Here is a 10000-nt window from a genome sequence, read left to right as displayed (position 1 = left end):
TCCGCATGAAGATGAGCAGTATTTTTTACGGTTACGAAAAGAGCCCGTGATGGTTTAATATTGAGAATATAGGATAGAGAAGGGGCAAAGGTGAGAGAAACGTCCTCTACCAATGAAAGACCGACAACCGACGCACGAACGGCAACAATAACCCGCGATTTCTGCATCACATCAGGTGGAGCGTTACCGGTAATGAACCGCTTCTTGTATTGTCCTTCGATTAATTCCGGGCCTTCAGTGATAGCAGTTCTCCCATCGGTCACCGATATAGAAATTCCCTGGATGATTCCAGCCATCTCCTCTTCGGTGAATGGAAAGGGGAGATCGACTGTCGCTTGTACAAGTGCAAGAGGATGCCCTGATTCATCATTCCCGGCATAATATACGTCTGTTATGAGCTTTGGAGCAGGGATATCAGGAATGGTGATATCAATCTGATCGATGACCGGTGCTCCGCCCACCGGGACCGGTATTCCCATACCTGGAACAGAACCATCGGGGGTAAGGGAGCTCTGGATAGGAATGGATCTTTTTGTCAGAATCAGCCCCTGATACTCGGATAACCTGAGTGGCCTTTTCAGTGATGCATCAATCTGAAAGGTTGTGTTATCCAGGATGTACCGGGTTTTGAGATCAATGAGTCCTTCCCATCCTGAACCAGGGATCAGAGCGGCGGATGCATGATTGAGTTTAACCCGCTTGTTATCAGCAAGGAAAAACCAGATCTTCATACTGACCGGGCCCAGCGATCTGGTGTCGGGATGATATGGGATCGGTTTTGAAAATTTCATCCATTTTCACCCCCCTACTCAAATCCTACCTGTAATGACTGCTCTATGGTTATATGCACCGTAGCTTTCTGCGTCATCCCCCCAGCTGATGCTGATATGGTCAGTTCAGCAGATGTCACCGGTACAGGTTTGGAAAGCGAGACAGTTACCTGAAGGGTTCCCATACCGGAGTTTGGATGGACAAGAAGCCCGGGTATTGAAGGGCCGGATACCTGAATGGGAGCTCCTGGTTGCTTTATATACTCGCCGGTTTCGAGTAGTTTCCATATAGTGACGGTAAATGAGTCATTTTTATCTCCTGATACCCGGACTGTGTCCTTTGATAACTGGAGAACATACCTGACCAGCTTCTGCTCTTTTTTCTCCTCTTTCTTCAAACCGCTATCCTTCTGTACCGGTTCAGCAGGTTTCTTCCTGGTCTTTAGTACAGCAGCTCCGATTGCTCCCGCAACAAGCAGTCCGCCGATAAGAATGATAAAAGTCCCGTCCCCATTTCTATCAGGGGGAACTGACCCCCCGTCATTACAGGAACAGGAAAACCGGGAGCAATCAGTATCAGGCTGCTTGTAGCAACACTGGGGATAACATCTGCACAGACAGCATTGTGCCCTCATGCACCGTTCATCCTGGGTACAGGTCTTTGTCTGGGCACACTCAAGGCAGGCGGCCGATGCATCCGTCATTACTGAACCAGGACAAAAGTCACTTTGAGCTGATACTGGCACTATTGAACAAAGGACACAAAGAAGAATCAGAAGAGACACCTGGTATGGACATCTTTTAGGCATTGTCATGGATTACATTCCCCGGTATGGTTTTGATGGATGATACGATCACCGTTTATGATTTTCAAACCAGATTCCTGCACAGAGTGTGCCAATTATTGCAGTGACCGTGCAGAGTGGTATTCCGGGCGTTGTCTCTTTCGGGGCACCTTGATTATGGGACCCAGATCCGGCTTTCTCCTCTATCTCAAGAGCACGCGATATTGCTTCGGACTGCTTCCAGATCTCCCCCTGCTGAGCATAGACCAGAGAAAGACCATAGTATCCATAGGCATAATCAGGATTGATTTCAAGGGATTTATTGAAGGCTTTCATCGCGTTTTCTGACTGATTCAGCCGGTATTCACTCATCCCCAGGTAATACCACGCATCAGGGTCATCCGGAGTCAGTACGGTAACCTTTGAAAAATACTCTTTGGACTCTGCATACCTGCCCGATTGTGAGAGCATAAGACCCTGAAGCATGAGACGATCAGCCTCTTTATCTGTCTGACCAGTCAGGTTATGATATTCAGACAGGACATACTCTTCTGCCCGGTACTCTGCCTCCAGCTGGTCCAGGTCAGGGGTAGGAGTCGGAACCCAGCCCGAAGAGCCGACACATACGAGACAAACGCACCATATTACCAGAATGAGATAACGTTTCATTCGATAATCACCCCTTGCGATTTCACGTTTCAGAACCCTTATATGGCAAGACCGAATATGAAGAATATCACAATTAATGCGAGCGTTCCCAGAACAAATATGATGATCTGGCCCATACTGTGTTCCACATAGGGTATCTCCCCACTATTCATCTGGTTCGCAGTCTTATATGCATCGTAAATCCCGAAGATCCAGATGATGATACCTGGTATAAAAAATATCTTTGATCCAATCAGAGCACCAATGAAAAAGGCAAAACCCTTCAGTAGGTTTCCGTTATAGACCTGCCCCATCCCGGACCAGAGAAAACTTGCGATGGCAGCAAGAGTGGAATTCTTCCGGTTTTCAGATAAGGTATAGTTGGTTTTCTGCCCGGTTTGTTTTTCTTCGTATTTGTATTCAAAATCCTGGTTGACCCGTGCTCCACAGGATTCACAGAATTTGCTTCCCTCAGAAACTTCAGCTCCACACTGATGACAGAACATGATTGCTCACACTCGTATAGTTGTCATAAGGGTATATGAATATTATCGAGGGATAGAAAATACGGGATTTTCATGTAAAAAAGGGTTTTATCTCAATTGAGAAAAAAGAGTAATTATTTTTCCAAAAAACGTTCCATAAACTTATTTCTGACACCGTTCAGGGATTGAATAGTATCACTTTCATACTTGTATACATAGACCGGCTTCCAATAATACCCATCTTCGGATTTATCTACCATGTAAAAATAATAATCCCCAAACTCCCGGTCACTGTTTTCATTCAATTTTAGCCAACCCGTTGCAGCATACGAATACTTCCCATAATTATCAGCGATATAGAGCATCTCTTCAGGACTTTTCGGGTTATTCTGTACAATCCATGCAGCCATCAGGGTCTGATCATATGCAAGAATCTCATAGATACAGGGGACCTTCCCGCCTTTTGCCTCTTTTACTGCATCAAAAACCCGCCAATAATCTGAAACAGCTGGCTGGGCGATATTAAATGAAAGAGTGGTGAACCCGGTTTTATAAGCAAACGCTGCAGCGGTTTCATTGTCCAGAACGGTTGCATGAAGTGCTGCACCATCCATCCCTTCCCACCGTGCTTTCCGAAGGCCAGGATATGCAGATGCCTGCGCCAGAAGATCACCGGTCTCATCCAGGGAGACGACGATGATGGTAACATTCTTCTCTCCGACCTCCGCAATCATCGGATCTACAATTGAATCAAGGGTTTTCAGGGCCTGGGTAAAGTCACGGGTATGAGCCGGATAGAAAACAGGATCTGCGATCTGCTCATATGATGAGAACATATCACTCAATACCTCACCATAAAGATCTTCCCGTGCAAGGAGAACGACCTTTGTTCCCTGAGAGTCCTGCTGGTTCATCTGGTGATATCTCAAAGCCGCTTTCATCAGGTTTGAATCATCAGGACATAACCTGACCATCGGATCACCGGGGAGAGAGAGGGCTCTCGATGACGATGGATTTACAGAGAATATCCCTGCACGGGTAAGCACTGGGAGAACACCGGACACTTCCTCTGAAGAAGAAGGACCGACTATGACCCTGGCACCCTGACTGATTACGTCTTTTGCTGCCTGTGCAGCACTCTCCCGTGTCCCGTTGGAGGTAGATTTTATTACCGTGACTGTGGTATCAAGGCCAGATTTCGCATAACTGTCATTTAAATCTGAAACCGCAAGATCTATTGCAGCTTCTATTCCCGCGGCATATGAAGCACAGTCTCCTTGTTCATCGATTATTGTGCCGATGATAATCTCCTCTTGAGCAGAAACACACCAGATGCAGAGTAGTACTACCAGAACTGATCCAATTTTCGCATTTATTCCCATAAAAACCCCTATACCTGCCGAACCCTGTGAAACGTGTATCTTCAGGTCCCCTGTATAACACACGGGCATAGATTCGTTACATAGAGAAAGAATGTTCAGAATTTATGTCTATCGCCCTGAATAGAAGGAAGAGTATAGGATATACAAAACGTTCTGCAATACAGGAAACTGGTTGCTTATCGCTATAGTGTATAGAGTGAGTAGCTCTTGATATCTTCTTTTGAATCCTCAAAGAAGGTATTCAAGGCATGGGAATTACTACCGGTATGCAATGCAGGTTGATGCTCAAAATAGACGAATATTGAATTTTTCAGGGAGATAAATCGGATTCAGGGACTGGAATCGGTATCAGTGTATCGATTGAGACCTGGATACATCATCCCGTCTCCTCTCATACCATTCCAACAATCAGCTACTTTTTTATGTTTGTCAATAGATTAAGTATAACTTCTGGATTACATTATGCCCCGAATGATTCTGCCGGATAACCTGATCTCAATGAAAGAAGCCCAGAAACTTATTTTATCCTCATTTAAATATAAACCAAAAAGCAGGTTCATTCCGGTAAAAAATGCTCTTGGGTATACCCTTGCAGATCCCGTCAGTGTATTCAGGACCATCCCTCCGGTAAACCTTGCAGGAATGGATGGAGTCGCTTTGAAAAGCAAAGAGACGAAAGGGGCATCGAATGAGCACCCCCGGGAGGTTTCCGGGATTTTTGTAAATATCGGCCTTCCTGTACCTGAAGATTATGACACGATCATCTCCCCTGAAGAGGTTTTCAAAACTGAGAAAGATCAGTTTCTAATCTCAAGATCGGTCTCTCCCCGGCAGCATATCATACCGAAAGGATCAGAAGCTGAAAAGGGTCAGATAATTATGCAGGCAGATCATGTCCTGACCCCGTATGATATTGCAGCACTGATTCATTTTGGTGTAAAGGATGTCGCGGTACGGCACTGGAAGGTTGGGATGATTGCCACCGGGGATGAGATAATTCCATCGAAAAAGGAACCACAACCAGGGGAGATCGTTGACACAAACACGGTACTGATATCCGGATACCTGCAGGGATTTGGGGTACTTACCGAAGGGTTTCCAATAACACCTGATGAACCTGATCGTATTGCATCCCGGATATTCTCTGCATGTGATAATTGTGATATTGTTCTGGTTTTTGGGGGAACTTCAGCCGGCACAAAGGATTATTCTGTTGATGCCATAGAAAAGGCCGGGAACCTTCTTTTTCACGGTGTAGCCATGGAGCCGGGAAAGCCGGTTCTCTGTGGTTCTGTAATGGGAAAACCAGTTCTTGGCATGCCAGGATCTCCTGCCGCCTGTTTATTGTCCTTCTTCCAGTTTGTATTCCCTCTGCTCAAATCCTGGGGAGTTCCCATCCCTCCGAAAAAACATGTCATCGGAGAGATAACCCGGGATATTGAGCCTTTCTTTGGACATGACCTCTTTTATCTGGTCAGGACACGATATGAAGATGGTGTTATACGTATTTTCCCTCTTGAATGGGAATTTGGATACATAACCGGCATCAGTGCAGACGGCATACTCCATCTTCCGGAGTGGAGCAACGGGTATAGAAAAGGGGAAAGAGTCCAGATATCTTTAATCAGATAGATAAAGATAGATATCTTCCAGTATCTTATATCTTCTTATAATAATTATTTCAGAGATTTTATCTGATGAGTGATAGTCAAGGCAACCTCATCTCCTGCAAAAATTACCAGGACTTTCTCGAATCTTTCTGAAAATTCCAGAATATTTTTTTCTGATAACTCTTCCGGGAGAATACCCATCTTTTTACATTGTGTAGAAACGGCAGTACGGGCAAGACCGAATCCGATTATTGGAGTGAGAATGTCAATAATTTCATCATGAATATTACTCATATCTCCTCCGGAACAAAGTTTTCAGTTTCACACAAGCGTAAATAAAACAGAGTGTAGCACACAGATACGCAATACTCTGGAACCACTTTAATGAATAATCTGAATTAAAACCAAAATCAGTGCCATGACCAAAGTATCTGAAGAAGGAACCGAGAGCCATAAAGAGGGAAAATATGAGAAGTAAATCTATTATTTTACGGATTTCCCCACCAATTGTTCTCCTGGCATCATAATATACCACAACTGTTACACAAAATAAAATGAAGATGACTATTTTTAATAGAGGGTTGAATGGACTAGTTGAATAGTCCATAAATTCTAAATCTATCATTCTGAACCCTCAGTTTCTTCAAAAAGATGGACAATGGCCTGGATTTTTTTTCGGATGATTAATGCAATAATAAGGGACAGGACAACAAAAATCAAGCCGACAATACTCTCTCCCCACTTATAGGAAGTATAAAAGTCACCCTGGAATCTAAAATAGGAGGAGAATGTAGCAGCAATAGCGGATATGAAAAGCAGAATGGATATCTGATGCAATAATCCGCCATATCTTTTTTGACACTGAAATAGGATGAAGGTTGCCAATGCAAACCCGATTGTAATCACTATTTTCAGGAGATTGTTGATAGGACTGACATCATAGGATAAAAGTTCTATTACCATGAGAATACCAGTACGATAATTACACTATTCATGTTCGATTCTTCCTGAATGCCCGTGCAGGAATGGTGATCTCAAATCGTGCTCCAACGTTTTCCCTGCCAGTCTCTTTAATCTCAAATCCTGTGATTTCCAGAATCTCACGGACCAGAAATAACCCAAGACCATTATTTTTTCCATATCCCTTTTCGAAGATTTGATTTTTCAATAAATCAGGAATGCCAATTCCATTGTCTTCATAAACAAGGACAGCCATCCCAGATACATCTTCAACGAGAGAGATGTTGATCTTTGTAACATGAATCCCGTGACGAATTGAGTTATCCATCAGATTATAGAAAACGAGCATCAGCATGGGATCTGCAAATAATTCATAATCTGTAATCTCAAGGTTGAGAACAATCGTTTCTGGCAAAAAATCAATAGCTGCGGCCTTTACCACCATATCTAAAGGCTGCCATATAGGAACACTATCACCAATTTCCTCATATTCCCGTGTAAATTGTATCTGTTGTCTGATTTTATTACTACAGGTTGATATATGCCGTAGGTATTCTAAAGCCTGAGGTTCTTTCACTAGAGATGGCTTTATCAGGTCAGAGAATGCATCAAGTGCCTGAAGCTGATTCAGGATATCATGTCGTGTAATGCCTGATAAAATCTTGATCTTTTTTTTGGAGACCATTAATGCTTTTTGTATCGTATTTAAATCTGTAATGTCCCTGATAATAATTGATAACCCGATAATATTTCCATTATCGTCGGTTACAGGAGAGATCGTGTACGAGATATCTGTATCGACATTATTTCTGGATAGCAGATAGGTTCCTTTTAGAACACTTAATTTCCCTGCCATTACTTTATATAAAAGATCTAAATATTCCTCCTCTTTTTCAGGCGGAAAAATCAGGGAAATGCTTTTCCCAATTACATCATCATTTTTGTATCCAAATATCTTATGAGCGCCATCATTCCAGGACCGGATAATTCCATGAAGATCAATTCCAATAATTGCATCTTCAGATGAAGAGACCATTGAGGCTAAAAAATGGAGTTTCTCATCACTTTTGTATTTCTCGGTAATATCCTGAGCAATGATGGCAGTTGCGAGAAAATTTGTTAAAAATGAAATTTTTGCAATTATAACAGAATACACATGAGATGCATCATTTATTTCAATAGTAACATGATGCTGCGCAACACCCTCACCACGAAACTTATGTAGCAATGATAGAATTTCCGGAGAAGAAAAGATGTCCAGATTTAATGACTGTATCCTCTTCCCAATTATATTGTCCTTAAAAATCTTGATTTTTTTCAAGTATGATTCATTGATAAATACAACACGAAGGTTTTGATCAAGAATCAATACAAAATTAGTAGAGAGATCATAGAGATTATGTGTATATTGTTCAGAGCTCATGATGAATTTTTTAGCCTTACCAATCTCAAACATCTTCACCTGACCTGACAGGTACATCTGATCAAGATATCGTGCCGTAGTAATTCGGGATAATTCAGACAACCTTGATATTTCTGCAATAGAAAGAGGCTTTTTGACATTCTGCAATGTATTACGAAGAATCTCAATCTTCTCTTTTTGCATTGTCAGAAAATAGTTACATGAATCACTATATAAAACTCCCGTTATAGCTTATCGTTGTTCTCTGTCTTAAGTATACTAAAGAAAAACTCACATTGTGCAATATCGTCCCGGCATAGGTAAATCATATTCGGATAGAGAGAAACTTTCATTAATTTATGTAGATGACAATCATCTCATGCTTGATGTCATGAAACATTTTTTGGAGAGAGATCAAACAATAGATGTTCAGACATTTTTATCCCCAAAAAATGCCATTTCATATTTAAAAACCCATCCTATGCATTTAATATTATCCGATTATGAAATGCCTGATATGAATGGGGCTGAGTTCCTTTTACATCTCCGCTCCCAGGGAATTAATACACCATTTATACTTTATACCACTAACAACCATGAAGAAATATCTGCAGATATTTTCAAACAAGAGTATGTTCACTATATATCAAAATGTGGCCCGATAGAGCAGCATATCACCCGGTTAAAGGAGATCATTCAGAAATACGACAATATCACCAAATCTGATTTATATGGAACCACAAGTTCTAATACGGATCTAGATCTGATCATTACGAACCTATGAATCAGGGAGAAGAGGATCATCATCACCGGACGATATGGCGTGATTTATCCAGCAATTTGTCCAAAAGAGAGATACTCTATTTTATTTCCGGTTCTCCGGATGGTGTAAGAGAACCAAAAATCAGGGAGTTCATGAAGGATGTATTCAAGTTCTCTTTTCAAGGTTCGGTTGAATCTCACTTAAAGGAGCTGGAAGCAGAGGGTCTGGTAACAAAAGAGACTCCCCGAAGAGGTGCTCCGGTCTGGCATGCGAATCCATCACTGGTCATGGAGATGGTCAGGAATGAATTAAATGCCATGAAATTTCGTGAAAAGCAACTTTTGGAATTACAGGAGTACCTTGATGAGGTATATGGCGACTAACCCTGCCAGATGAACTCAGGTCAAATCTGAATCATATCATCAGAAGAATTATCTGATTCGGACCCAATAATGAACCTGAAGAGATACTATTCAGGAGAATATGATTTCTATCCTGGATGTCGATGACGAAGATCTCTTTCTCGATCCCGGAAATGGCTTTCTTGAAAGAACTGAAGTAATTGAAATTGCTCTCCGGATGAGAAATGTATTGCCATAAATTTCTTACTGAATGATCCATTTGAAGTCAAGATGAATCTGATTCTCTGCATTTCATACATTTAACTGTCAGAAATGGTCTTCGGATTTTTTACTGGAGAATACTCAATTGTCTCATGAATTAATTTTTTGAACTATTGTCGCATAAGTCTTTTTTCCATCAGATAATGTAATATTTTCTACATGAAGCCACAGAACCGGTAAAGATATCCCGGACTGATGTAAGATTGAAAATTCACCATATTTACCGGTAGATTCATTATGAACAATAAACTGATAGAATTGTTTGAACCCATTCGTATCCGGAAATAATATTCTGATATTTTTTCCATATAAATCATTATCTGAATATCCCATTAATCGAGCCATTTCAGTACTTGCCCAAGTGATGATCATTGATGAATCAAATATGATTACAGGAATATGAGTGGCATCTAATAGTTGAGTATAGAGAATAGTCCGGTTTTGAGCATCATCATGTTGATTTTTCAGATCATCGATCTGAACCTGAATCTGTAGATTTATAACTACTTAGCATATGCGCTGCCTATATTAAATCTATAAATTAGCCTTCTTTTACCAACACATTTATGATT

At 41.5% G+C, this 10000-nt stretch carries 12 protein-coding genes; 3 read left to right on the top strand and 9 right to left on the bottom strand.

Annotation, left to right across the window (positions count from 1 at the left end; translation table 11 throughout):
• The 5 genes from LDL35_RS02055 to LDL35_RS02035 form a co-directional block, all read right to left on the bottom strand.
• Positions 1-791: hypothetical protein (locus tag LDL35_RS02055; RefSeq protein WP_304018999.1), on the bottom strand; the 791-nt coding region annotated here is incomplete at its 3' end.
• A 14-nt stretch (positions 792-805) separates the two neighbouring features.
• On the bottom strand, positions 806-1474 hold the full coding sequence (locus LDL35_RS02050; RefSeq protein ID WP_304018997.1) for a hypothetical protein: 669 nt from the start codon (positions 1472-1474) through the stop codon (positions 806-808).
• Between the two features lie 150 nt (positions 1475-1624).
• Positions 1625-2224 carry a tetratricopeptide repeat protein gene (locus LDL35_RS02045; RefSeq protein ID WP_304018995.1) on the bottom strand — a complete coding sequence of 200 codons (600 nt, stop codon included), beginning with the start codon at positions 2222-2224 and terminating at the stop codon, positions 1625-1627.
• A gap of 38 nt (positions 2225-2262) precedes the next feature.
• Positions 2263-2709, bottom strand: a complete 447-nt coding sequence (locus LDL35_RS02040) for a zinc ribbon domain-containing protein (protein WP_304018993.1) — start codon at positions 2707-2709, stop codon at positions 2263-2265.
• A 113-nt stretch (positions 2710-2822) separates the two neighbouring features.
• Positions 2823-4070 (bottom strand): ABC transporter substrate-binding protein, encoded by a 1248-nt coding sequence (locus LDL35_RS02035; protein WP_304018991.1) that lies wholly within the window; start codon positions 4068-4070, stop codon positions 2823-2825.
• A gap of 462 nt (positions 4071-4532) precedes the next feature.
• Between LDL35_RS02035 and LDL35_RS02030 the strand changes: the two genes are divergently transcribed.
• On the top strand, positions 4533-5702 hold the full coding sequence (locus LDL35_RS02030; protein ID WP_304018989.1) for a molybdopterin molybdotransferase MoeA: 1170 nt from the start codon (positions 4533-4535) through the stop codon (positions 5700-5702).
• Between the two features lie 44 nt (positions 5703-5746).
• On the opposite strand, the gene LDL35_RS02025 is transcribed toward LDL35_RS02030, so the two are convergent.
• The 3 genes from LDL35_RS02025 to LDL35_RS02015 form a co-directional block, all read right to left on the bottom strand.
• On the bottom strand, positions 5747-5974 hold the full coding sequence (locus LDL35_RS02025; protein WP_011449008.1) for a hypothetical protein: 228 nt from the start codon (positions 5972-5974) through the stop codon (positions 5747-5749).
• Between the two features lie 327 nt (positions 5975-6301).
• Positions 6302-6643: a hypothetical protein gene (locus LDL35_RS02020; RefSeq protein WP_304018985.1), complete on the bottom strand. Its 342-nt coding sequence runs from the start codon at positions 6641-6643 to the stop codon at positions 6302-6304.
• Between the two features lie 28 nt (positions 6644-6671).
• The gene (locus LDL35_RS02015) at positions 6672-8246 is read right to left on the bottom strand and encodes a PAS domain S-box protein (protein ID WP_304018984.1); all 1575 of its coding nucleotides are present in this window, start codon (positions 8244-8246) and stop codon (positions 6672-6674) included.
• Positions 8247-8340: 94 nt separating this feature from the next.
• Between LDL35_RS02015 and LDL35_RS02010 the strand changes: the two genes are divergently transcribed.
• Positions 8341-8826, top strand: coding sequence for a response regulator (locus LDL35_RS02010; RefSeq protein WP_304018982.1), 486 nt, complete (start codon positions 8341-8343; stop codon positions 8824-8826).
• Positions 8823-9188 carry a hypothetical protein gene (locus tag LDL35_RS02005; protein WP_304018963.1) on the top strand — a complete coding sequence of 122 codons (366 nt, stop codon included), beginning with the start codon at positions 8823-8825 and terminating at the stop codon, positions 9186-9188. Before LDL35_RS02010 ends, LDL35_RS02005 begins: the two co-directional genes overlap by 4 nt.
• A gap of 330 nt (positions 9189-9518) precedes the next feature.
• Here LDL35_RS02005 and LDL35_RS15265 read toward each other — a convergent pair whose 3' ends face one another.
• The gene (locus LDL35_RS15265; RefSeq protein ID WP_369694877.1) at positions 9519-9860 is read right to left on the bottom strand and encodes a PAS domain S-box protein; all 342 of its coding nucleotides are present in this window, start codon (positions 9858-9860) and stop codon (positions 9519-9521) included.
• Positions 9861-10000: the final 140 nt, after the last annotated feature.

Origin of the sequence: Methanospirillum hungatei, from assembly GCF_020216685.1 — an archaeon.
Classification (GTDB): domain Archaea; phylum Halobacteriota; class Methanomicrobia; order Methanomicrobiales; family Methanospirillaceae; genus Methanospirillum; species Methanospirillum hungatei_B.
The sequence above is the reverse complement of the archived record's forward strand: the minus strand, read 5'-3'. Positions and strand labels throughout refer to the sequence as shown.